The sequence below is a fragment of the Blastococcus sp. KM273129 genome, assembly GCF_021698995.1.
Lineage (GTDB): Bacteria > Actinomycetota > Actinomycetes > Mycobacteriales > Geodermatophilaceae > Blastococcus.
This window is the reverse complement of the sequence record NZ_SSXB01000010.1, coordinates 1-23372: the sequence shown is the minus strand read 5'-3', so window position 1 is coordinate 23372 and position 23372 is coordinate 1. Positions and strand designations below refer to the sequence as shown.

Genomic DNA, 23372 nt, shown 5'->3' with positions numbered 1-23372 from the left:
GCATCGGGCGGCACGGAGAGGCGTACCGCGGTCCGGAGCACCCGGGCCATCGGGTGCTGGGGGCAAAGTCTCGATCAGGTCCTCGGTGCTGAGGAAGGGCCGTCGAGCGCCACATGCCGGCCGGCGCTTTCCGTACGGAAGGTCGGGAGACGCCTGGACCTTCAGCGGCCGCGTGCCGCCCCGCCGTGCGTCACCGTGGAGCCGTCACCGTCGGTGCCGCCCTCCCCGTGATCGGCCTCACATCCGGGGACACAGATCGAGTCGCGGGGATCCGAGGGCTAGCGTCGGAGGCGCTATGACTGCGCTCCCCGCACCGTCCGAGTCCGCTCTCCGCCGCGCCCTGGTGCGCGCCGAGCGCGGGGTGGCCCTCGACGCCGTCGAGGCCGAGACCCTGCTGCACGCGCGCGGGCTGGCCGAGGGCGACCCGCTGGACCGGCTGCTCACCGCCGCCGCGCGGGTCCGCGACGCGGGGCTGGCCAGCGCCGGGCGGCCGGGCGTGGTCACCTACAGCCGCAAGGTGTTCATCCCGCTCACCCATCTTTGCCGCGACCGCTGCCACTACTGCACCTTCGTGACGACACCGGGGCAGCTGCGCAAGGAGGGCAAGGCGCCCTACCTCTCCCCCGACGAGGTGCTGCAGATCGCCCGGGACGGCGCCGCGCTGGGCTGCAAGGAGGCGCTGTTCACCCTCGGCGACCGCCCGGAGGACCGCTGGCCGGTCGCCGCCGAGTGGCTGGAGGCGCACGGCTTCGACTCCACGCTGGGCTACCTGCGGGCGATGGCGATCCGGGTGCTCGAGGAGACCGGCCTGCTCCCCCACCTCAACCCCGGCGTCCTGTCGTGGGAGGAGATCCAGCGGCTCAAGCCGGTCTCCGCCTCGATGGGGATGATGCTCGAGACGACGGCGACGCGGCTGTGGTCGGAGAAGGGCGGCCCGCACTTCGGCAGCCCCGACAAGGAGCCCGTCGTCCGGCTGCGGGTGCTGGAGGACGCCGGGCGCTCCGCCGTCCCGTTCACCACCGGCGTGCTGCTGGGCATCGGCGAGGACTACGCCGAGCGGGTGGACGCCGTCCTGCAGATCCGGGCCGCGGCGCAGCGGCACGGGCACGTCCAGGAGGTCATCGTCCAGAACTTCCGGGCCAAGCCGCGCACCGCCATGGCCGCGCACGACGACCTGGAGCTGCAGGAGTACGTCGCCGCCGTCGCCGTCACCCGGCTGCTGCTCGGCCCGAAGGCGCGGGTGCAGGCCCCGCCGAACCTGTCCGACTCCACCGAGCTGGGCCTGCTGCTGCGCGCCGGGGTCGACGACTGGGGCGGCGTCTCCCCGCTGACCCCCGACCACGTGAACCCCGAGCGGCCGTGGCCGAACCTGGATGAGTTGGCCAAGCTGTCCGATTACGCCGGGTTCGAGCTGCGCGAACGGCTGGCCGCCCAGCCGCCGTACGTGCGGCAGCCCGAGCCGTGGCTGGACCCGCGCGTGCGGCCGCACGTCTCGGCGCTCGCCGGCCCCGACGGCCTGGCGGTCGAGGGACGGCTGCCGGTGGGCCTGCCGTGGCAGGAGCCGGACGAGGCGTGGACGTCGTCCGGCCGGGTCGACCTGCACGTCGAGGTCGACACCGTCGGGCGGACCACGGACCGGCGCAGCGACTTCGACGCCGTCTACGGCGACTGGTCCGAGCTCCGCGACCGGACGACGTCTGCCCGCGACGGGCACTCGACGGCGCTGACCGCCGGCGACCCCGAGGTCCGCGCGGCCCTCCGGCGCGCCGAGCAGGACCCGGCCGGGCTCTCCGACACCGGGTACCTGGCACTGCTGGGGGCCGACGGCGACGACCTCGAGGCGCTGTGCGCGCTGGCCGACGCGGTGCGCCACGACGTCACCGGCGACGACGTCACCTACGTGGTGAACCGGAACATCAACTTCACCAACGTCTGCTACACCGGCTGCCGGTTCTGCGCGTTCGCCCAGCGGCGCACCGACGCCGACGCCTACACGCTCTCGATGAGCCAGGTCGGCGACCGCGTCGACGAGGCGTGGGCCGCCGGGGCGACGGAGATCTGCATGCAGGGCGGCATCCACCCCGACCTGCCCGGCACGGCCTACCTCGACCTCGCCCGCGAGGTGAAGCAGCGGCAGCCCGCCATCCACCTGCACGCGTTCAGCCCCATGGAGATCGTCAACGGGGCGGCGCGCACCGGCCTGCCGTTCCGCGATTTCCTCACCGGGCTTAAGGAGGCGGGGCTCGACTCGATCCCGGGGACGGCGGCCGAGATCCTCGACGACGACGTCCGCTGGGTGCTCACCAAGGGCAAGCTGCCGACGGCGACCTGGCTGGAGATCATCGGCACCGCCCACGAGGTCGGCATCCCGACGACGTCGACGATGATGTACGGCCACGTCGACACCCCGGCGCACTGGGTCGCGCACCTGCGCACCCTCAGCCATCTGCAGGACCGCACCGGTGGCTTCACCGAGTTCGTGCTGCTGCCCTTCGTGCACCACAACTCCCCCATCTACCTGGCCGGCGTCGCCCGGCCGGGGCCGACCGTTCGGGAGAACCGGGCGGTGCACGCAGTCGCCCGGCTGCTGCTGCACGGGCGGATCGGCAACATCCAGACCTCGTGGGTGAAGCTCGGCGACACCGGCACCCAGGCGGTGCTGCGGGGCGGCGCCAACGACCTGGGCGGCACGCTGATGGAGGAGACGATCAGCCGGATGGCCGGCAGCGAGAACGGCTCGCTGAAGACCATCGCCGAGCTCGAGGCGATGGCCGTTGCGATCGGCCGGCCGGCCCGGCAGCGGACCACCGAGTACGGCACCCCGTCCGCCGAGCGGATCGCCACCGCCCGCTCTGCGGAGGGCCGCGCCCGGCTCACCCTGTCGATCACCCCCCGTTGAGGGAGGCGAGCTCCACCACCGCCGCGACCACCTCGTCCCCCGCGAGCAGCACGGGGTCGTTGTGGTCGGCTCCGGGGACCTCCACCACCCGGTGCAGTGCGGCGGCGTCGTCGGCCACCGCCCGGCTCTGCGCCGGCGGGACGATCGAGTCCGCGCCGCCGTGCACGACCGTCGTCGGCACCTCGATCCCCCGGACCCGCTCGGCCACCGGGTAGCGGTCGCGCAGCAGCGCCCGCACCGGCAGGAACGGGTAGTGCTCGCTGCCCACCGCGGCCAGGTCGACGAACGGCGAGCGGAGCACCAGCCCGGCCGGCGGGTGCTCCACCGCCAGCCCGGTCACCACCGCCGCGCCGAGGCTCTCCCCGAAGTAGACGACCCGGTCGGCCGGCACCCCGCCGTCCCCGAGCAGGAAGTCCCGCGCCGCCCGCACGTCGCGCGCCAGCCCTTCCTCGCTCGGGCTTCCCGGGTTGCCGCCGTAGCCGCGGTAGTCGAAGAGCAGGACGGCGAGCCCCTCGTCGGCGAGCGCCCGCGCCAGCGGCGCCCGCATGCCGCGGTGGCCGCCGTTGCCGTTGGCGACGAGCACCCCGGGAGCGTCCGGCGTGCGGGCGGGGACGAACCAGGCGCCCAGCCGGAGGCCGTCGTCGGTCTCGAGCACGACGTCCCGCGCGCCCGGCACGGCCTGCGCCGCCGGCGGGACGGGTCCGGCGTCGGGCAGGTAGACGAGGTGGCGCTGGAACGCCCAGGGCAGACCCACGAGCAGAGTGCACAGCAGGACGACGACGGCCGCACCCACCAGCACCCTGCGCCGCACCTGCCGATCATCCCGCCTGGTTCACACGCGCTTGGGCATGTGCCCCACGCCGAACGCGTGCATGACCTTGTGCCCGAAGTCGGCGGTCGGGCCGACCATGCACGGGCAGCCGCCGTCGATCACCGTCACGCCGTGCTCGCGGCCGTACCGCGCCGCCTCGGGGGACACGCTGCCGGCACCAGGCCCGCGGTGCATCCAGACGCGGCCGATGCCGAGCTCCACGGCCTCGCGCATCGTCTCCTCCGCGTGCGCCGGGCTGGTGCCGATCACCACCGCCTCCACTCCCCCGGGGACCGACCCGAGGTCCTGGTAGGCGGTGTCGCCCTCGACCTGCTCGGCGTTCGGATTGACGGCGAACACGGTGTAGCCGCGCTCGCGCAGCCGCTTGTAGACGACGTTGGCGCCGTGGTCCTTGGCCGACCGGGACACGCCGGTCACGGCGATGCGCCGGTGGCCGAGGAACTCTTCGGCGGCCTGCTTGACGGGGATCACGGGCACCTCCGGTCGACGTCGGGTTGAGGCTGCCCACGCTGCTGGCCGGCACCGCGCCGGACCACGGGCGTTGGACCCGGGCCGCACGTCCGTCGGACCCGCACGCCGGCCGGTGGCACCGCCGCGACCGGGAGCGCTAGCGTCCGCACATGGCAGAGGACACGGCACAGGCCGGCAACGACGACTGGCACGCGCCGCTGCGCCACATCCCGGCGGCCGGGCTCTCCACCGACACCGGCCAGAGCAGCGGCATGACCCGCAAGGAAGCCGTGTCCGGGAAGACCGTGGGCGCGGAGAAGGTCTGGATGGGCCAGGCCCACGTCGCGCCCGGCACCGCCTCGGCCAACCACCACCACGGCGACTCCGAGACCGGCATCTACGTCGTCTCCGGCCGGCCGGTGTTCGTGTTCGCCCGCGACGGCGAGGAGGTGCGGCTGACCCCGGAGCCGGGCGACTACGTCTTCGTGCCGCCCTGGACGCCGCACCGGGAGGAGAACCCCGGCGACGAGGAGGCGGTCGTGGTCCTCGCCCGGAGCAGCCAGGAGGCCGTCGTCGTCAACCTGCCGCCGGGGTCGCTCACGCAGCTGTGAGCCGCGCCGCCGGCTCGTGCCCTCGATCCCGCCCACCCGAGCACGCCACCCGGTGGACGAGCACCGCCTGGAACGCGTACACGACTGCCACGGCCACGAACAGCGCGGTGAGCGCGATCCACCGGCCGGCGCTCAGCGGGCCGACGCCTTCGAGGTCGCTCTGCGCGATCCCGGCCGCCTGGACCGGGATGGCGACCGCGCCGAGAGCCAGCACGGCCAGCGACCAGCGGGACCGCCTCCAGGCCAGCGCGACGGCGCCGGGGGCCAGGAACACGACGTAGAAGATCGCGATGAAGGCCAGGCCGCTCCAGGTGAAGGCCGGATCGCCCTCGGCCACGAGCGCGACCAGCCGCATCAGCCCCCGCGTCAGCACGGCCCCGACCGCTCCGCCGAGCACCGCCGCCGCGATGCCGACGGCCAGCGCCCTCAGGATCCGCCGTCCGTCCACGCCTGGCTCCTCGCCCTCGGCCCCCGCAGGAGCGCCACCCGGATCGCCGGAGAGTAGTGGCGGGAACCGCTCGACGGGTCGGTCGTGAGCGCGGGGCCGTGAGACCGGGCCTGCCGGCGCGGCGGTCCGGCGCCGGCTCGGGCGGTTAGCCTCGGGTCATGGGGTACTTCGGCACGCTCGTCTACAGCGAGGGGCGCTGGCGCACGGGACGGCCGACCGCGGTGCCGTTCCTCATGGTCGACGTGCACGACAGCGACATCGCCACCGTGGACTACCGCGCCGCCGACGCCTCCGGCGGCCGCTTCTTCCTCGGCTACGAGCCCCGCGTCTACTTCGACGAGCCCGACGCCTCCGCCCCCGTGGACGTCGACGCCGAGGCCGAGGGCTACGCGCGGTGGGTCCGCGACGCGGTGGGCACGGAGCTCGAGCCGGCCGAGGTGCGCCGGCTGATGGCCTCGCCCGGCGGCGTCCCGCCGACCGACGAGGTCGTGGAGCAGACCGTCGAGCGGCTGCTCACCGTGTCCGGCCTGCCGCTCCCGGAGTGGCCGACGGACGACGACGCCCCGCCCGGCTGACGCATCGATCGCCCGGTGCCGGGTAGCGGGCGCTGCGTGCGCGCGATCTCCTACACCCGTCCCGGTGGCCCCGACGTCCTGGAGCTGACCGACCGCCCGGTGCCCCGCCCCGGCCCCGGCGAGGTGCGGGTCCGCGTCGCCTTCTCCGGCGTCAACCCCACCGACTGGAAGTCGCGCACGAACGCGCAGCCCGGCCCGGACGGGCAGGTGCCCAACCAGGACGGCTCCGGCACCGTCGACGCCGTCGGACAGGGCGTGGACCCGGCGATGCTCGGCCAGCGGGTGTGGATCTGGGAGGCCGCCTGGCAGCGCCCCTGGGGGACCGCCGCGGAGTTCACCGTCGTCCCCGCGCGGCACGTCGTCCTGCTGGGCGAGCAGACGCCGTTCGAGCTGGGCGCCGCTCTCGGCATCCCGTTCCTCACCGCGCACCGCTGCCTGACCGTCGCCGAGTCCCTCCCCGACCGGCTGGGCGCCGGGGCACTCACCGGCCACACCGTCCTGGTGCAGGGCGGCGCCGGCGCGGTGGGCAACGCCGCCATCCAGCTCGCCCGCTGGGCCGATGCGACGGTCATCGCCACGGTGAGCAGCCCGCGCAAGGCGCAGCTCGCGGCCGCGGCCGGCGCCGACCACGTCGTCGACTACCGGCAGCAGGACGTCGTCGCCGAGGTGCGGAAGATCGCCCCGAAGGGCGTGGACGCGATCGTCGAGGTCTCGGCAGCGGTCAACGCCGCCGTCGACGCGCAGGTGATCGGGATGCACGGCGCGGTCGCCATGTACGCGGACGACGGCGGCGCGGAGGTGACCGTGCCGGTGCGCGCGCAGATGGGGCCGAACGCCCGCTGGCAGTTCGTGCTGGTCTACACCGAGCCCGAGCGGGCCAAGGTGCTCGGCATCGAGGACGTCGCCACCGCGGTCGCCGAGGGCGCGATCCGGGTCGGCGAGGACGCCGGCCTCCCGCTGCACGTGCACCCGCTCGCCGAGACCGCCGCCGCCCACCAGGCGGTGCGGGACGGCGCCGTCGGCAAGGTGCTCGTCGACGTCACCGCCTAGCGGGCACCGCCCCCGCACCGGGATAGCGTGAGCCCGGTGACCGCTCCCCCCGCGCGCCCGCCGTCCCCGCTGGACCTGCTCGCCGACGGCTTCGTCGACAGCTACGCGGCGGCGCAGCCGGTGGTCGCCACCTACATCGGGGTGCGGGGGCACGACGACCGGTGGCCGGACCTGAGCACCGACGGGCACGCCGCGCACGCCGAACTGCTGCGCCGCACCCGGGCGCAGGCCGAGGCGCTGGAGCCGGTCGACCGGCGGGACGAGATCGCCCGCAGCGCCATGGTGGAGCGGCTCGGTGCCGAGCTCGACCGCTACGACGCCGGCTACGCGCAGGCGGACCTGAACACCGTCGACAGCCCGCTGCAGGGCTTCCGCGAGGTGTTCGACCTGATGCCCACGGAGTCCGACGAGGACTGGTCCGCCGTCGCGGTGCGGCTGGCGGCGATGCCCGCGGCCCTGCTCGGGTACGCCCGCGGCCTGGGCGTCGCCGCCGACCGGGGCCGGGCCTCCGCCGCCCGGCAGGTGCGGCTGGCGGCCGAGCGGGCGCGGCAGTGGGCGGGCACCCCCGAGCGGCCCGGCTTCTTCACCCGGCTGGCGCGCGAGGCGCCGGTGGAGGCCCGCAGCGCCCTGGGCCGCGACCTCGCCGACGGCGCCGAGCGGGCGTCGGGCGCGCTGCTGGGGTTCGCCGGGCACCTCGAGCGGGTGCTGCTGCCGCTGGCGCCCGAGGCCGACGGCGTGGGGCGCGACCGCTACCTGGTGGAGTCCCGGTACCACACCGGCGCGCGGCTGGACCTCGACGAGACCTACGACTGGGGCTGGGCCGAGCTCGCCCGCATCGTCGCCGAGAAGGAACGGGTGGCCGAGGAGATCGCGCCCGGCGCGGGGGTGGCCGGCGCGATGGCGGCCCTCGACGCCGACCCGGCGCGGATCATCCGCGGCCGCGACGCGCTGCAGGCCTGGCTGCAGGAGACCGCCGACCGCGCGGTGGCCGCGCTGCACGGCGTGCACTTCGACATCCCGGGGCCGGTGCGCCGCATCGAGGGGCGGCTCACCCCCACCTCGGGCGAGGGGGTCTACTACACCGCCCCCAGCGAGGACTTCAGCCGGACGGGCCGGATGTGGTGGTCGCTGCCCGAGGGCGTCGACGAGATGACGACCTGGCGGGAGACCACGACCGTCTTCCACGAGGGCGTGCCGGGCCACCACCTGCAGATCGGCCAGGCGGTGCACGACGCGGAACGGCTCAACCGGTGGCAGCGGCTGCTCTGCTCCTGCTCGGGCAACGCCGAGGGCTGGGCGCTCTACGCCGAGCGGCTGATGGGCGAGCTCAACTTCCTCGACGACCCGGGCGACCGGCTGGGCATGCTCGACGCCCAGGAGCTGCGGGCCGCGCGGGTCGTGCTCGACATCGGGCTGCACCTGGACCTGCCGATCCCCGCGGGTGCGGCGGCGGGCGCACGGTGGGACTACGACGTCGCCCTGGCCTTCCTGCGCCGGCACGTGAGCATGGATGACGCCATGCGCGTGGACGAGCTGCACCGCTACCTCGGCTGGCCCGGGCAGGCGCCGGTCTACAAGGTCGGCGAGCGGGTGCTCCTCACCTGCCGCGAGGAGGCCCGGCGGCGGGCGGGCGACGCGTTCGACCTGGCGCAGTGGCACCGCGACGTCCTCGCCCTCGGCCAGCTGGGCCTGGACCCCCTGGCCGCCGAGCTCGCCCGCCGCTGAGCCGGACGGAGACGGCCGGCGGGTCGAGCCGGGCCAGGACGGGTCGAGTCGTGGGCGCACGGGGCTCGACCCGGCGCGGTGCAGCTCGTCCCCTGCGGCGACTCAGCCGGCGAGCGAGGCCAGGTGCTCGTGCAGCACCCGGCGCAGGTCCGCGGCGGGGAACCGCTCCGGCCACAGCGTGCCGTGCAGCGCGAGGCCGTCGACCAGTGCGTAGAGCCGGTCGACCTCCCCGTCAGGATCGCGGCCACCGAGGGCGCCAGCCTCGGCGAGCATCCGCAGCGCGGACGCGACCGCGAGCCGGCTGCCCTCCTCGGCGGCCGACCGGATGCGGCGCAGCCGCTCCTCCGTCTGCGGGCGACCGAGGAAGGCGAGGTAGACCGCGGTCTCCTCGCGGCGCTCCGCATCCAGGGGCAGCAGCTGCTCCAGCAGGTACAGCGCGGCGTCCCGCGGCCCCATCCCCGGCAGACGGTCGGCGAGCCGGTGCGCCACCCGCTCGACCACCGTCTCCAGCGCGAACGCCGCGAGGTCGTCCTGGCTGGGGAACCAGTGGCGCAGCGCGCCGGGGCTGGTGCCCGCCTCCGCCGCCACCGTGCGCACCGAGACCCGGTCGATGCCGTCGCGACGGACGACCCGCCACAACGCCTCGGCCAGCGCCCGGCGGCGCGCGTCCCGATCGACCTCCCGTGGCACGCACCCGTTTTAGCACAGTCGTACTGCTACGGTAGCGGTACAACCGTGCTGGATCGAGGGAGTGCTCCGTGCTGGTCGCGATCATCGCGTGCGAGATCGGCTTCTGGGTCGTGCTGGCCGCGGGGCTGCTCACCCGGTACGTGCTCCGCCGTCCCCGGCTGGGCGGCGCGCTGCTGCTCGGCGTGCCTCTGGTCGACGCCGTCCTGCTGGTGCTGACCGCCGTCGACCTGGGCAGCGGTGCCGCGCCGGACGCCACCCACGGGCTGGCCGCGCTCTACCTGGGCTTCTCCGTGGCGTTCGGCCACGACCTCGTCCGCTGGGCCGACGTGCGGGTGGCCCACCGGTTCGCCGGCGGCCCCCCGCCCGCCCCGGCGCCGCCGTCCGGCACGTCGGCCCGGGTGCGCAAGGAGTGGCGCGACTACGGCCTCTTCCTGCTGGGCGCCGCCGTCGCCGCGGGGGTGCTCGCCGGGCTGGCCGCGGTCACCGGGCCGGGCGTGGACGACTCCCCGCTGTGGGGCCCGCTGGCCCCGGTGGGCATCGTCGCGGTCACCTGGCTGCTCGGCTGGCCGGTGTGGGAGACCGCCCGCGCGCTGAGCCGCGCAGGCGCCGGATCGACGGCCGTGCGCTGACGCCGCGGCACGCCTGCGGCCGTCGACTCAGCCGACGCCGAGGTCCCGGGCGATGAGCATCCGCTGCACCTCGCTGGTGCCCTCGCCGATCTCGAGGATCTTCGCGTCACGGTAGAAGCGGCCCACCGGGAACTCGTTCATGAACCCGTAGCCGCCGTGCACCTGGGTGGCGTAGCGGGCGTTGTCCATCGCGACCTCGGAGCTGTACAGCTTCGCGATCGAGGCCTCCCGCTTGAACGGCTCGCCGCGCAGCATCTTCTCCGCCGCCCGGTAGTAGGCCAGCCGCGCGGTGGAGGCCCGCACCTCCATGTCGGCGATCATGAACTGCACCGCCTGGTTGCGCCCGATCGGCTGGCCGAACGCCTCCCGCTGCGCCGCGTACCTCACCGACTCGTCCACGCACCCCTGGGCCAGCCCGACCGAGAGCGCGGAGATCGCGATCCGCCCCTCGTCGAGGATCGACAGGAACTGCGCGTAGCCGCGGCCCCGGGCCCCGACCAGGTTCCCCTCGGGCACGCGGCAGTCGTCGAAGAAGAGCTCGCGGGTGTCCGAGGCGTTCCAGCCGACCTTCGAGTACCGCTGGCCGACGGTGAACCCCGGCGTCCCCGACGGCACGATGATCGCCGAGATCTCCTTGCCGCCGTCCGGCCGGGTGCCGGTCACCGCGGTCACCGTCACCAGCGCCGTCAGGTCGGTGCCCGAGTTGGTGATGAAGGCCTTGGAGCCGTTGATCACCCAGTGACCGTCCTCCAGGCGCGCGGTGGTGCGTGTCGCGCCGGCATCGGACCCGCCGCCGGGTTCGGTCAGCCCGAACGCCCCCAGCGCCTCCCCGGTGCACAACCGGGGCAGCCACTCCCGCTTCTGCTCCTCGGTGCCGAACCGGTAGATCGGCATCGCGCCGAGCGAGACGCCGGCCTCCACGGTGATCGCCATCGAGCTGTCGACCCGCGCCAGCTCCTCGAGCGCCACGCACAGGTCGAAGTAGGTCCCGCCGGCGCCGCCGTACTCCTCCGGGAAGGGCAGGCCGAACAGCCCGATCTCCCCCATCTGCCGCACGATCTCCGTCGGGAACTCGTCCTTCTCGTAGAACTCCCCGATCTGCGGGGCGATCACCTCGTGGGCGAACTCCTGCACGGTCTTCCGCAGCGCCTCGGTCTCGTCGCTGAGCCGGTAGTCCAACATCAGTTCTCCTGCTGATCGGGAGCGCCGGCCGCCGGGGTCACCAGGGCCACCCGCTCGTCCAGCGCGACCGTCTGGCCCGCCGTCACTCCGAGCTCGGCCACCGTCCCCGCGATCGGGGCGGTGAGCACGTGCTCCATCTTCATCGCCTCGACGACGAGCAGCGGGGTGCCCGCCTCGACCGCGTCACCGACGGAGGCGCGCACGACCGTCACCGTGCCCGGCATGGGCGAGGTGACGGCGCCGTCGCCCCCGGCCTGCCCGGCGGAGCTCGCCAGGCGTTCGTGCTCCCGGAGCGCCGTCACCCGGCCGCCCGCCGCCAGCCACACCGTGCCGCCGGAGTGCACGAGCACGTAGGACGACGACTCGCCGCCGTAGGTGACCACCAGCCGGTCGCCGTCCCGCACCGCCCGCGCCGGGGCCGGGGCCGCGTCACCCACGGCCACCTCGGCGTCGGCGGACCGGCCGCGCACCCGCACGGTCACCGGGTCGGCGCCGGCCACCTGGAGGCGCCGCACCGTCCACGCGGGCTCGGCCAGCCGCCAGCCGTCGGGCACGTCCCAGCGGTCGACGACGGGTCCGGCCGGCTCGGACTCCACCAGCAGCGCGAGCGCCGCGGCCGCGTAGACGTGCGCCGGCGGCTCCCCGGCGGCGGTCAGCTCCTCGCCGCGCCGCTCGATCAGCCCGGTGTCCAGCCGGCCGGCGACGACGTCGGGGTCGGTGAGCAGCGCGCGCAGGAAGGCGGCGTTCGTCGTCACCCCGAGGACGGCGGTGTGCCCGAGCGCCCCCACCAGCCGCGCCCGCGCGGTCTCCCGGTCGGGCGCCCAGGCGATGACCTTGGCCAGCATCGGGTCGTAGTCGGTCCCCACCCGCCCGCCGACGGCCAGCGAGCTGTCGACGCGGACGCCGGGGCCGGTGGGCTCGGCCAGCCCGAGCACGGTGCCCGCCTGGGGCAGGAAGCCGCGGGCCGGGTCCTCGGCGTAGAGCCGGGCCTCGATGGCGTGCCCGTCCAGGGAGACGTCGCCCTGGCCGATCGGCAGCGGCTCCCCCGCGGCCACCCGCACCTGCAGCTCCACGAGGTCCAGCCCGGTGACCATCTCGGTGACCGGGTGCTCGACCTGCAGCCGGGTGTTCATCTCCAGGAAGAAGAAGTCGCCGGGCCGGTCGGCGTCCACGATGAACTCGACCGTGCCCGCGCCGGTGTAGCCGACGGCCTTCGCCGCCTCGACCGCGGCGCGCCCCATCGAGGCGCGCATCGCGGTGTCCAGCAGCGGGGACGGCGCCTCCTCGATCACCTTCTGGTGCCGCCGCTGCAGGCTGCACTCGCGCTCGCCGAGGTGGATCACGGTGCCGTGGGCGTCGCCGAGCACCTGCACCTCGATGTGCCGGGAGTTGCCGACGTAGCGCTCCACGAGCAGCGTGTCGTCGCCGAAGGAGCCGCTCGCCTCGCGCCGCGCCCCGGCGATCGCGTCGGGCAGCTCGTCCTTGGACCGCACCACCCGCATGCCCTTGCCGCCGCCGCCGGCGCTGGGCTTGAGCAGCACCGGGAACCCCACGGCGACGGCGGCGTCGGTGACCTCGGCGTCGCTCATGCCGGGCTCGGTCCGGCCCGGCACGACCGGCACCCCGGCGGCCATCACCGTCTGCTTGGCGCGGATCTTGTCGGCCATCGCCTCGATCGCGGCGACCGGCGGGCCGATGAAGACGATGCCCGCCGCCTCGCAGGCCCGGGCGAACTCCACGTTCTCCGACAGGAACCCGTAGCCGGGGTGCACCGCCTGCGCGCCGGTGCGGGCCGCGGCGTCCAGCACCCGCTCGACGGAGAGGTAGCTCTGCGCGGCCGGGGCCGGCCCGATGGGGACGGCGACGTCGGCCAGCCGGGTGTGCAGCGAGCCGGCGTCGGCCTCGCTGTGCACGGCGACCGAGCGGATGCCCATCGCGCGGAGCGTGCGGATGACGCGGACGGCGATCTCGCCGCGGTTGGCGACCAGGACGGTGTCGAACACCCGGCTCACCCCTCCCCGACCACGCGGCCGGATGTGCACGAATGGCCGGGGCGGTCACATGCGGAAGACGCCATAGCCGACCTCCTCGAGCGGCGCGTTCGCGCAGGCGGACAGCGCGAGGCCGAGCACGGTGCGGGTGTGCGCGGGGTCGATCACGCCGTCGTCCCACAGCCGGGCGGTCGCGTAGTACGGGTGGCCCTGCGACTCGTACTGCTCGCGGATCGGCGCCTTGAAGGCCTCCTCCTCCTCGGCCGGCCACTGCTCGCCGCGGGCCTCGAACCCGTCGCGGCGGACGGTGGCCAGCACCGAGGCGGCCTGCTCCCCGCCCATGACGGAGATGCGCGCGTTGGGCCAGGTGAAGAGGAACCGGGGCGAGTAGGCCCGGCCGCACATCGAGTAGTTGCCCGCGCCGAACGAGCCACCGATGACCACGGTGAGCTTCGGTACCCGGGCGCAGGCGACGGCGGTGACCATCTTCGCGCCGTGCTTGGCGATCCCGCCGGCCTCGTAGTCGCGGCCCACCATGAACCCGGTGATGTTCTGCAGGAAGAGCAGCGGGATCTTCCGGCGGTCGCACAGCTCGATGAAGTGCGCCCCCTTGAGCGCGGACTCGGCGAACAGCACGCCGTTGTTGGCGACGATCCCCACCGGGTGCCCGTGCAGCCGGGCGAAGCCGGTGACCAGCGTCTGCCCGTAGAGCGGCTTGAACTCGGCGAAGCGGGAGCCGTCGACCAGCCGGGCGACGACCTCCCGCACGTCGTAGGGCGTGCGCGGGTCCGGCGGCACGACCTCGTAGACCGACGCCGGGTCGTGCACCGGCTCCTCGACCGGCTCGACGTCCCACGGCCGCGGCTCGCGGGGGCCCAGCGTCGACACGATCTGCCGGACGATCTGGAGGGCGTGCGCGTCGTCGTCGGCCAGGTGGTCGGTGACCCCGCTGACCCGGCTGTGCAGGTCTCCCCCACCCAGGTCCTCCGCGGTGACCACCTCGCCGGTCGCCGCCTTCACCAGCGGCGGCCCGCCCAGGAAGATCGTGCCCTGCTCCCGGACGATCACCGCCTCGTCGCTCATGGCGGGGACGTAGGCGCCACCGGCGGTGCAGGAGCCGAGGACGGCGGCGATCTGCGCGATCCCGGCCTTCGAGAGGTTCGCCTGGTTGTAGAAGATCCGGCCGAAGTGCTCCCGGTCGGGGAAGACCTCGTCCTGCATCGGCAGGAAGGCGCCGCCGGAGTCGACCAGGTAGATGCACGGCAGCCGGTTCTGGAGCGCCACCTCCTGGGCCCGCAGGTGCTTCTTCACCGTCATCGGGTAGTAGGTGCCGCCCTTGACCGTGGCGTCGTTGGCGACGACGACGCACTCGCGGCCGGAGATGCGGCCGATGCCGGTGATGATGCCGGCGGCCGGTGCGTCGCCGTCGTACATGCCGTGGGCGGCCAGCGGCGAGAGCTCGAGGAACGGGCTGCCGGGGTCCAGCAGCGCGTCGACCCGCTCGCGGGGCAGCAGCTTGCCGCGGGCGGTGTGCCGCTCGCGCGCCCGCTCACCGCCGCCCAGCGCGACGCTCCGCAGCTCGCCGGCCAGGTCGGCGACGAGATCGGCGTGCGCCGCGGCGTTGCGGGCGGCGCTCGCCGGGTCGGCCGGCGAGGCGTGGGAGAGCACCGGTGCATCCACGTGGCAGAGGTTAACCACGGTTCACGGTCGCGGTCCACCCCTCCGGGTCGAGGGGTTAACGCGTGTTCACGGTCGGGCTAGCATCGCCGGCATGACGTCGGCCGGCACGGGCCTGGAGCCGGGCTCCCCCGCCCAGGACAGCGCGCTGCACGCCGACGCCACCCGCCCGTCGCGCCGCGAGCAGATCCTGCAGGCCGCCGCCCGGCTGTTCGCCGAGCGCGGCTCGCGCGCGGTGGGCGTCGACGACGTCGGGGCGGCGGTCGGGGTGACCGGGCCGGCGATCTACCGGCACTTCGCCAGCAAGGACGCGATGCTCGCCGAGATGCTGCTGCGGATCAGCGCGCGGCTCGCCGACGGCGGGCGCGAGCGGGTGGCCGCCGCCGGCAGCGACCCGGCCGGCCAGCTGCGCGCGCTCATCGGCTTCCAGGTCGAGTTCGCGCTGGACAACCCGGCGCTCATCGTCGTGCACGACCGGGACCTCACCTCGCTGCCCGATGCCGAGGCGGCCCAGGTGCGCCGGCTGCAGCGTCGCTACGTCGAGGTGTGGGTGGCCGTGCTCGCGCGGGTGCACCCCGACGCCGAGGCGGCGGCCTGCCGCGCCCGGGCCCACGCCGTCTTCGGTCTGATCAACTCCACGCCGCACAGCGCGGGCCGGCTCGACCGGCCCGCGATGGGCGAGCTGCTCCGCGCCATGGCCTGGGCAGCGGCCACCGCCTGACGCAGGACCCGGCCCCGCTCATCCGGGAGGCGGCACCGGCAGGGCCAGGCCGTCGGAGGCCGCCTCGTCCAGCGCCGCCGTGCTGCCCGCGCCCGCTCCGGACCACGCGCTCTCGACGACGGTGACGGTGGAGCCGGAGACCGCGCTCGCGTACTGCGCCGACCGCAGCGCCGCCGGGGCGCCGTCGAACGTGACCCCCTCGCGGAGCAGGTCGCTGACGTTCCCGCTGCCGTTCCGGTCGGTGAGCGCACGCAGCGCGCGGGCTGCGGCGTCGTCGGCCATGGCCACCCGGGAGACCGAGACCACGACCGGCATCCCCTCCACCTGGGCCGAGTACAGCGCCCGCGAGAGCCCGACGCAGTCGCTCGCGGTGAAGAAGCCGGCCACCTCCCCGTAGGAGTGCCGGACGCAGGTGTCGTCGACCTGCACCGCCTCCACGGTGAAGGCGGTGCCGTCCACCTCGCGCACCTCGCCGGGCGTGGGGCCGGCGACGGGGACCTCGGCGGTCGCGCCACCCGCGGCGTCGTCGCCGGCCGGCTCGTCGCCGGACAGCAGCCAGGCGCCGAGGACGCAGGCGACCAGCACCGCTGCCACCGCCGCGGCCAGCACGGCGGTCCGGCGGCGGTCGGCGGGCGTCCGGTCGGTTCCCCGACCCGAGGCGGTGGCACCCCACGCCGGGGAGAGCGGCGGCCGCGCGGACGGCTCGGCGGGCGGTCCCCCGGCCGCCGGCCGGTCGGCCGGCGACGCGACCGGGAGCACCGCCGTGCGCGGCCCGGTCGGCACCGGCGGCTCGGCATCCCCGGCGTCGGGGCGGCCGGGCACGCCCGTACCGGTACGCGGCGGGGCCGGCGCACCGCCGACCTCCACGGTGTCGCGCTGCCCCGTCGGCGCGGCGGCCGCCACGGCCGCGGCGTGCGCGGAGGCCACCGAGGCGGCGACCGCCCGGGCGACCGCCGTGGCGCTCAGCGCCTCGCCCGCGCGCCCCTCGGAGCCCTCGCCGGCACCCGTTCCGGGCTCGCCGGCGTCCGGCGGGTCGAGCGGCGGCGGGGCGACCACCGGTGCGGCGGCCATCGCCGCCGGGGTGAGCAGCTGGGGGCGGCGCAGCACGTAGGGCGAGTACGGGAAGGCCTCGCCGTTGAGGTCCTCGACGGTGGGGCCGCGGCCCGGCAGCTCCAGCGCCGCCAGGGCCGCCCGCACGTCGGCGGTGGTCCAGAGCCGGGGGTTGCCGACGCCGGCGTGCCGCGAGGCGCGGGCGAAGGCCAGCAGCAGCGAGCGGGGGTCGAGCGTGGCGACCAGGTCGCCCTCGCCGAGATCGCCGTCGGCCGGGACCAGCCCGGTGATCTCGCCGACCAGCACCGTGAGCCGGGCGATCCGGCCGGGTTCCAGCCCGGCCCGGCGCAGCTTCAGGGCGGTGTCCATGCCGGCGGCCATCAGCCCGTCGAGCGGTGAGGAGCCACCGCCGGCGAGGTGCAGCACCTGCTCGGGGCCGGACCCGCCGGCGATCGTCCACGGCCCCTCGGGCTTCGCCGTCACCGCCCCGGACTGCCGGAGCACCTCGACCACGCGGATCACCGCGAGGCCTTCGGGCACCAGCAGGACCGCGTCGCACTGGCGTCGGCCGAGCGGCTCGTCGACCAGCGGGAGCGACGCCACGACCGCGGCGCGGACCGACGGGCCGGTGTCCCACCGGGCGAGCTCCCCGAAGAACGCCCGCTCACCCGCCGTCTCCAGCGGCGCCGGGGTCAGGACCAGCACGTCGTCCTCCGGGCGGTCGGGTTCTGCGGTCGGGGCCGCGCCACCGCCGACCGGCGGCGACGGCCGCGGGCAGCCGACGACGACGCTACGTCATCGGCGCGACGGCTCCGCGGCGCGCGGAGCGGCGGCGGGTTCAGGCCGGGACAGCCGTGGCAGCCGGCTCCTCGGCGGTGCGCCAGCGCGCCAGCCAGGCGCTGCCGGCCAGCGCGTCGACCGACGCCCACAGCGCGGCGGACGCCACCGCCACCGGCAGCACGGACCACCAGTTCCACGGCGGCAGCAGCCCCAGCTGCTGGAGCGGGAAAGCGGCGGCGTACACCGCCGCGGCCACCGCCGGGCCGGCCAGCCAGCCGGGCACCCGCCGGTCCACGGCGACGTCGACCAGCGCCGCCCCCACGAGGAGCACCACCGGCAGCACCGACGGCGGGAAGTCCAGCGCCACCAGCCCGAGCCACATGGCACCGCGGTAGCCCAGGTAGCCCACGGCGACGAGCGTCGCCGTCCAGCGCACCCCCACGACCCGGCGGGCGACGAGCAGCGCCAGCAGGCCGGCGCACACCAGCCACGCCGGGTGCACCCACGACGGCACCGGCAGCATGAACATCGCCGGCGACTGGCCCTGCGCGGCCGCGAAGTCCAGCAGCGACGGCTCGGCCGTCGTCCGCCCGGCGTCGTACGCCTCCAGCGACAGCACGCCGTACTCCTGGTGCTGGTTCGGGAAGAGCACGTTCTCGACGAAGAACAGCCAGAGCCCCAGCGAGACGAGGTCGCGGGTGCGGCCCGGCGCGGCGTACAGCCACCAGCCGCGGAGCGCGCCGGCCAGCATGATCGCCGTCCCCAGGTAGAGCAGCGCGTGGCTGGGGCTCCAGCTGGTGATGTCCAGGCCGTTGATCCGGTGGTTGACCAGGTCGACCGGGATGGCGACCAGGAAGGTCGCGGTGCCGGCCTGCATCCAGCGCAGCGCGCGCCGGTCCACGCCGTATCCGGTGTAGCTGTGGAACAGCACCAGGGCGACGACGACGGCGGTGCCCACGGTGTTGAGCAGGTGCGGGGGCGCGAGGTCGTCGCGCAGCCACTTGAAGTGCCAGGAGACGTCCCACGAGGAGCCGAGCATCTTCAGCAGGAAGGCCGCCAGCCAGGCGGTGTAGATCCACCGCAGCTCGATCTGCCCGGTGGGCCGCCCGGGCCGGCCCGGGGTCACGTAGGCCGCCCACAGCCACCGCACCAGGGCGATCGGGTGGGCCAGGCCCGCGCGGAGCGTGCCCGGCGCCTGGGGCACGGGGGTGGCGGCGGGTGCGGGTGCAGAGGACACGGGAGGGCTTCCTGACGGCGGGCGTTCGGGCGACCCTAACGGGCGCGTGCACCGAAACCGGGCCGTCCGCGCCGCGCCGTCGCAGCGGCTGGGAAGCGCGTCGACACGAGGGGTGATCGGGGCGGTCGTGGCGAGCGGTGCGTACTGTCGGGCGACGTGGCGGAGAGCGCAGGGCACCTGGTCTGGATCGACTGCGAGATGACCGGGCTGGACCTCACCAGGGACAAGCTGATCGAGGTCGCGGTGCTCATCACCGACTCGGAGCTCAACGTCCTGGACCCGGGCCTGGACCTGGTCATCTCCGCCGACGACGCCGACCTGGACGGCATGACCGAGTTCGTGGCCGAGATGCACGCGAAGTCGGGGCTGACCGACGCCGTCCGGGCCGCCACGCTCACCGTCGCCGAGGCCGAGCAGCAGATCCTGGCCTACGTGAAGCGGTTCGTCCCCGAGCGGCGCACCGCCCCGCTGTGCGGCAACTCGATCGGCACCGATCGCGGCTTCCTCGCCCGTGACATGCCCGAGCTCGACGACCACCTGCACTACCGGATGGTCGACGTCTCCTCGGTCAAGGAGCTGGCCCGGCGCTGGTTCCCGCGCGTGTACTTCGCCCAGCCGCCCAAGGGCCTGGCGCACCGGGCGCTGGCCGACATCATCGAGTCGGTGCGCGAGCTGGCCTACTACCGGCGCACCCTCTTCGTGCCGGCGCCCGGCCCCAGCGGCGACCAGGCCAAGCAGGCCGCCGACCACGTGATCGGCTCCTTCGCCGGGCTGCTCGCGGCCGGGGACGCCGGCACCGCCTGAGCCCGGCGACTCCCCCGGCAGGTCGCGTGGCGGCCTCCGGTATCGTTGTCGCGTTCCCCCGGGCCGGTGCGCCCGGGCGGAGTCACGGTGGGTGTAGCTCAGCTGGTAGAGCACCAGGTTGTGATCCTGGGTGTCGCGGGTTCGAGCCCCGTCACTCACCCCACGGGAGAGGCCCTGGTCAGTTCGCTGACCAGGGCCTCTCCCGTTCCCGGTGGCGACCGGGACCACGCCGCCCCCTTCGCGCGACGGGCAGACCGGGAGCGATCACGCCACCGCGCCCGGCGCCCCGACAGCCCCCGACGGAGGTCGGTGACACCCGGGACCCGCCCGGGCGCACGCCCACCCCCGCACCGACCGTTGCGACCGGTACCCCTGGGGGGTATGTTCACCGCGTACGTCAGCAGCGCCGACCCGAGCAGCCGAACGGCATCCCCGGAGTCGACGAAGGCACTCGACGCAGGAGGTCGCAGGCGATGTCAGATCCCCTGGATCGTTCCGACCACGCACGCGCCGGCGCGGTGGCGCCCGTGCACGGCCACGACCGGACCCACGGGCAGGGAGTGCCCGACATCGACGACGCGGGCGGCCTCCGCCCCACCGTCGAGGACCCACTGCGCGCAGCCGCGCACCCGGCCCCTGACGGGCACCGCGAGGCCGGCCCCGACCACGGCCACCACAGCGGCCACGGGATGGGGCACGGCCACGGCGACCACGTGGCGATGTTCCGCCGGCTCTTCTGGCTCATGCTGGCACTGGCGGTGCCGACGGTGCTGCTCAGCGACATGTTCGCCGGCATCGTCGGCTATCCGCTGCCCGACCTCCCGGGCCTGGGATGGGTCTCCCCCGTGCTCGGCACGGTGATCTACGTCTGGGGTGGCCGGCCGTTCCTCACCGGCGCCGTGGGTGAGATCCGGGCCCGCAGACCCGGGATGATGCTGCTCATCGGCATGGCCATCACCGTGGCGTTCATCGCCTCCTGGGGCGCCACGGTCGGCGTGCTCTCCCACGACCTGGACTTCTGGTGGGAGCTGGCGCTGCTGGTCGTGATCATGCTGCTGGGGCACTGGCTGGAGATGCGTTCGCTGGCGCAGACCTCCTCGGCGCTGGACTCGCTGGCCGCGCTGCTGCCCGACGAGGCGGAGAAGGTCGTCGGTGACCAGGTGATCACGGTGCCGCCGGCCGAGCTGGCCGTCGGCGACGTGGTGGTCGTCCGCCCGGGCGGGCGCGTGCCGGCCGACGGCGAGGTGGCCGACGGCACCGCGGACGTCGACGAGTCGATGATCACGGGCGAATCGAAGCCGGTCCGTCGCGGGGTCGGCGACACCGTGGTCGCCGGCACCGTGGCCACCGACACCGCCATCCGGGTGCGGGTCACCGCCGTCGGGGAGGACACCGCGCTGGCCGGCATCCAGCGGCTGGTCGCCGAGGCCCAGGCCTCGACCACCCGGGCGCAGCTGCTCGCCGACCGGGCCGCCGGCTGGCTGTTCTGGTTCGCCGTCGGTGCGGCGGCGATCACCGCGGTCGTGTGGAGCCTCTACGGGGCGCCGGACAGCGCGCTGGTCCGGGTCATCACGGTGCTGGTCATCGCCTGCCCGCACGCGCTGGGCCTGGCCATCCCGCTGGTCGTGTCGATCTCCAGCGAGCGAGCCGCCCGCGGGGGCGTGCTGGTCAAGGACCGCGGGGCGATGGAGCGGATGCGCACCGTGGACACCGTGCTGTTCGACAAGACCGGCACGCTGACCAAGGGGGAGCCGGCGGTCACCCACGTCACCGGGCTCGGCCGGACCGACGACGAGGTGCTCACGCTGGCCGCCGCGGCGGAGGCCGACAGCGAGCACCCGCTGGCCCGCGCCATCGTCGCCGCCGCCCGCCGGCAGGGCCTGCCCGTGCCGCCGGCCACGGAGTTCCGCGCGTCGGCCGCAGTCGGGGTCACCGCCACCGTCGACGGGCGCACGGTCGCCGTCGGCGGCCCCAACCTGCTCACCGAGCACGGCCTGGCCCCGCTGCCCGACGCCCGCCCGTGGGCCGAGGAGGGCGCGACGGTGCTGCACGTCCTCGTCGACGGGCAGATCGCCGGCGCACTGGCCCTGGCCGATGCGGTCCGCCCGGAGTCCCGGCAGGCGGTCGAGGCCCTGCACGCGCTCGGCCTCGACGTCGTCATGATCACCGGTGACGCCGAGCCGGTCGCCCGCGCGGTGGCCGCCGAGCTCGGCATCGACGAGGTGTTCGCCGGGGTGCGCCCGGAGCACAAGGCCGAGAAGGTGGCCGCCCTGCAGCGCCAGGGCCGGGCCGTCGCCTTCACCGGCGACGGTGTCAACGACGCCCCTGCGCTGGCGCAGGCCGACGTCGGCATCGCGATCGGTGCGGGTACCGACGTCGCGATCGGTTCCGCGGGGATCATCCTGGCCTCCTCCGACCCGCGCGCGGTGGTGTCGGTGATCCGGCTGTCAGGGGCCAGCTACCGCAAGATGCAGCAGAACCTGTGGGCCGGCGCCGGCTACAACCTCGTCGCCGTCCCGCTGGCCGCCGGTGTGCTCGCCCCGGTCGGCTTCGTCCTCCCGATGGAGGTCGGCGCGCTGCTGATGAGCCTGTCCACCGTCGTCGTGGCCTCCAACGCCCAGCTGCTGCGGCGGCTGGACCTGCGCCCGGAGGCCAGCGTCGCCGAGGTCACCGCCGGCCGGCACTGACCGGTTCCGCGCCGCCGGGCACCGTGCCCGGCGGCCGGTGACCGCGGGCGTCGTAGCCTCGCAGAGGAAGGGGGTGGGCATGGCGGCACGAGGATGGACAGCGCTGCTGCTGCTGGCCGCCGTCTTCGCGATGCACGGCCTGCAGTGCACCACTGCCGCCACCGAGCACGCTCCCGGCCACGGCGCCGCTGCCATCGCCGCAGCCCTTCCCGGCCCACCCGAGGGCGGTCTGCACACTGGCGCGGTGAGCCCTGACCTCTCGGCGCACAGCAGCGACCACGGCAGCGTCCACAGCACCGCCGCGACGGTCGCGACCGCCCCGCCGGCCGGCCTGCTCGGCGCCGGGCACGACGGCGCACCGGCCGCTGCCGGCGGCCACCTGTGGGCGCTGTGCCTGGCGGTGCTCGCCGCCGGGTTGGCAGTACTGCTCACCCTGGTGCTGCCCCGCCTGCTGACGCTGCTGCCGGCGGCGTGGGCGCGGCTGCGCACGCACGTCTCCCCCGGCCTGGCGCCACTGCGCCCGCCGGACCTGCACTCCCTCTGCCTGCTGAGGATCTAGGCCGACCGCCTCCACCGCCCCGCCCCAGCGACCGCGCTGACCCGGCGGCGGTGCACGCGCACGCCCACATTCCACGTCAGCAGCTCCAGGAGACCCACCATGACCCGCAGCACCGCACGCCTGACCGGCCTCGCCGCCGCTCTGCTCGCCGGCTCGCTCGTCCTCGCCGGTTGCGCCGGCGACGGCCCCGACGCGGCCGGGCACGGCTCGATGATGAACGACGGCTCCTCCTCGGCCCGCTCCTCGGCCGCGCAGGCCGAGTTCAACGACGCCGACGTCGCATTCGCCCGCGAGATGATCCCGCACCACCGGCAGGCGATCGCCATGGCCGAGCTGGCCGAAGGCCGCGCCGCCGACCCCCGCGTGCTCGACCTGGCCTCGCGCATCCAGGCAGCGCAGGGTCCCGAGATCGAGACGATGACCGGCTGGCTGCGGGACTGGGGAGCCGACGGCGGCCACATGGACGAGGGCATGGGCAGCATGGACCACGGCGACGGCGGGATGATGTCCCCGGACGACATGCACGCGCTGATGTCCGCCACCGGTCCGGAGTTCGACCGCCTCTTCCTGACCGGCATGATCGTCCACCACCAGGGCGCGGTGGAGATGGCCGCCGAGCTGTCCGCGAACGGCCGCAACGCCGAGGCCCTCGCGCTGGCCGAGTCCATCCGCGACAGCCAGAACGCCGAGATCGCCGAGATGCAGCAGCTGCTCACCGAGCTCGGCGGCCATCTCCACCGCGCCCTGGTGGTGGACGATCATGCCGGTCAGGAAG

Annotated in this window: 20 protein-coding genes and 1 tRNA gene; 12 read left to right on the top strand and 9 right to left on the bottom strand. The window is 75.2% G+C overall.

The features are described from left to right. Positions 1-295 precede the first annotated feature (295 nt). The gene (locus E9565_RS04575) at positions 296-2899 is read left to right on the top strand and encodes a bifunctional FO biosynthesis protein CofGH (RefSeq protein ID WP_236825237.1); all 2604 of its coding nucleotides are present in this window, start codon (positions 296-298) and stop codon (positions 2897-2899) included. Here the strand turns inward: E9565_RS04575 and E9565_RS04570 are convergent. Beyond that, entirely contained in the window at positions 2886-3698 is an 813-nt protein-coding gene (locus tag E9565_RS04570) for an alpha/beta hydrolase (RefSeq protein WP_236834185.1), read from the bottom strand. The two genes, E9565_RS04575 and E9565_RS04570, sit on opposite strands and share 14 nt — an antisense overlap. Positions 3699-3731: 33 nt before the next feature. Continuing rightward, on the bottom strand, positions 3732-4202 hold the full coding sequence (locus E9565_RS04565; protein ID WP_236825239.1) for a CoA-binding protein: 471 nt from the start codon (positions 4200-4202) through the stop codon (positions 3732-3734). 149 nt (positions 4203-4351) lie between these two features. Here E9565_RS04565 and E9565_RS04560 point away from each other — a divergent pair, with 149 nt between their 5' ends. Further along, complete coding sequence (locus E9565_RS04560; RefSeq protein WP_236825240.1) at positions 4352-4792, top strand: cupin domain-containing protein; 441 nt, start codon at positions 4352-4354, stop codon at positions 4790-4792. Here the strand turns inward: E9565_RS04560 and E9565_RS04555 are convergent. Next, positions 4779-5240, bottom strand: a complete 462-nt coding sequence (locus E9565_RS04555; protein WP_236825241.1) for a hypothetical protein — start codon at positions 5238-5240, stop codon at positions 4779-4781. The genes E9565_RS04560 and E9565_RS04555 overlap by 14 nt on opposite strands. A gap of 158 nt (positions 5241-5398) precedes the next feature. Between E9565_RS04555 and E9565_RS04550 the strand changes: the two genes are divergently transcribed. Genes E9565_RS04550 through E9565_RS04540 form a run of 3 tightly spaced genes read left to right on the top strand, consistent with a single transcriptional unit; the run spans position 5399 to position 8590 of the window. Continuing rightward, complete coding sequence (locus tag E9565_RS04550) at positions 5399-5815, top strand: hypothetical protein (protein ID WP_236825242.1); 417 nt, start codon at positions 5399-5401, stop codon at positions 5813-5815. Between the two features lie 36 nt (positions 5816-5851). Continuing rightward, a complete protein-coding gene (locus E9565_RS04545) occupies positions 5852-6865 on the top strand; it encodes an NADPH:quinone reductase (RefSeq protein WP_236825243.1) in 1014 nt (337 codons plus the stop codon). 36 nt (positions 6866-6901) lie between these two features. Then, entirely contained in the window at positions 6902-8590 is a 1689-nt protein-coding gene (locus E9565_RS04540) for a DUF885 domain-containing protein (RefSeq protein WP_236834184.1), read from the top strand. 102 nt (positions 8591-8692) lie between these two features. On the opposite strand, the gene E9565_RS04535 is transcribed toward E9565_RS04540, so the two are convergent. Next, entirely contained in the window at positions 8693-9280 is a 588-nt protein-coding gene (locus tag E9565_RS04535; RefSeq protein ID WP_236825245.1) for a TetR/AcrR family transcriptional regulator, read from the bottom strand. Positions 9281-9348: 68 nt separating this feature from the next. Here E9565_RS04535 and E9565_RS04530 point away from each other — a divergent pair, with 68 nt between their 5' ends. Further along, the gene (locus E9565_RS04530) at positions 9349-9909 is read left to right on the top strand and encodes a hypothetical protein (RefSeq protein ID WP_236834183.1); all 561 of its coding nucleotides are present in this window, start codon (positions 9349-9351) and stop codon (positions 9907-9909) included. Positions 9910-9936: 27 nt separating this feature from the next. On the opposite strand, the gene E9565_RS04525 is transcribed toward E9565_RS04530, so the two are convergent. From E9565_RS04525 to E9565_RS04515, 3 genes are read right to left on the bottom strand one after another with little or no spacing between them, the layout of a single operon-like run. Beyond that, positions 9937-11091: an acyl-CoA dehydrogenase family protein gene (locus E9565_RS04525; protein WP_236828460.1), complete on the bottom strand. Its 1155-nt coding sequence runs from the start codon at positions 11089-11091 to the stop codon at positions 9937-9939. Next, positions 11091-13094 carry a biotin carboxylase N-terminal domain-containing protein gene (locus E9565_RS04520; protein ID WP_236834182.1) on the bottom strand — a complete coding sequence of 668 codons (2004 nt, stop codon included), beginning with the start codon at positions 13092-13094 and terminating at the stop codon, positions 11091-11093. The genes E9565_RS04525 and E9565_RS04520 overlap by 1 nt, the downstream gene beginning before the upstream one ends. Positions 13095-13148: 54 nt before the next feature. Continuing rightward, a complete protein-coding gene (locus E9565_RS04515) occupies positions 13149-14762 on the bottom strand; it encodes a carboxyl transferase domain-containing protein (protein ID WP_236828462.1) in 1614 nt (537 codons plus the stop codon). Positions 14763-14853: 91 nt separating this feature from the next. On the opposite strand from E9565_RS04515, the gene E9565_RS04510 reads away from it, so the two are divergent. Continuing rightward, a complete protein-coding gene (locus E9565_RS04510; RefSeq protein ID WP_236828463.1) occupies positions 14854-15480 on the top strand; it encodes a TetR/AcrR family transcriptional regulator in 627 nt (208 codons plus the stop codon). An 18-nt stretch (positions 15481-15498) separates the two neighbouring features. Here E9565_RS04510 and E9565_RS04505 read toward each other — a convergent pair whose 3' ends face one another. Together E9565_RS04505 and E9565_RS04500 are read right to left on the bottom strand one after the other, a co-directional pair. Continuing rightward, positions 15499-17235, bottom strand: a complete 1737-nt coding sequence (locus E9565_RS04505; RefSeq protein WP_236834242.1) for a hypothetical protein — start codon at positions 17233-17235, stop codon at positions 15499-15501. A 133-nt stretch (positions 17236-17368) separates the two neighbouring features. Next, entirely contained in the window at positions 17369-18547 is a 1179-nt protein-coding gene (locus tag E9565_RS04500; RefSeq protein WP_236834181.1) for a hypothetical protein, read from the bottom strand. 156 nt (positions 18548-18703) lie between these two features. Here E9565_RS04500 and orn point away from each other — a divergent pair, with 156 nt between their 5' ends. From orn to E9565_RS04475, 5 genes are all read left to right on the top strand, one after another. Beyond that, positions 18704-19351, top strand: coding sequence for an oligoribonuclease (orn, locus tag E9565_RS04495; protein ID WP_236834180.1), 648 nt, complete (start codon positions 18704-18706; stop codon positions 19349-19351). Positions 19352-19438: 87 nt separating this feature from the next. Continuing rightward, a tRNA-His gene (locus E9565_RS04490) sits at positions 19439-19514 on the top strand. Positions 19515-19824: 310 nt separating this feature from the next. Continuing rightward, positions 19825-22038: a heavy metal translocating P-type ATPase gene (locus E9565_RS04485; protein WP_236834179.1), complete on the top strand. Its 2214-nt coding sequence runs from the start codon at positions 19825-19827 to the stop codon at positions 22036-22038. Positions 22039-22117: 79 nt separating this feature from the next. Beyond that, positions 22118-22597: a DUF6153 family protein gene (locus tag E9565_RS04480; RefSeq protein ID WP_236828467.1), complete on the top strand. Its 480-nt coding sequence runs from the start codon at positions 22118-22120 to the stop codon at positions 22595-22597. A gap of 99 nt (positions 22598-22696) precedes the next feature. Continuing rightward, on the top strand, positions 22697-23372 hold a 676-nt coding region (locus E9565_RS04475), incomplete at its 3' end, for a DUF305 domain-containing protein (RefSeq protein WP_236834178.1).

Bases quoted from the DNA above. Each gene is read 5' to 3' on its own strand.
- E9565_RS04575 (WP_236825237.1), top strand. From the start codon at position 296: ATGACTGCGCTCCCCGCACCGTCCGAGTCCGCTCTCCGCCGCGCCCTG.
- E9565_RS04560 (WP_236825240.1), top strand. From the start codon at position 4,352: ATGGCAGAGGACACGGCACAGGCCGGCAACGACGACTGGCACGCGCCG.
- E9565_RS04550 (WP_236825242.1), top strand. From the start codon at position 5,399: ATGGGGTACTTCGGCACGCTCGTCTACAGCGAGGGGCGCTGGCGCACG.
- E9565_RS04525 (WP_236828460.1), bottom strand. From the start codon at position 11,091: ATGTTGGACTACCGGCTCAGCGACGAGACCGAGGCGCTGCGGAAGACC.
- E9565_RS04510 (WP_236828463.1), top strand. From the start codon at position 14,854: ATGACGTCGGCCGGCACGGGCCTGGAGCCGGGCTCCCCCGCCCAGGAC.
- E9565_RS04485 (WP_236834179.1), top strand. From the start codon at position 19,825: ATGTCAGATCCCCTGGATCGTTCCGACCACGCACGCGCCGGCGCGGTG.
- E9565_RS04480 (WP_236828467.1), top strand. From the start codon at position 22,118: ATGGCGGCACGAGGATGGACAGCGCTGCTGCTGCTGGCCGCCGTCTTC.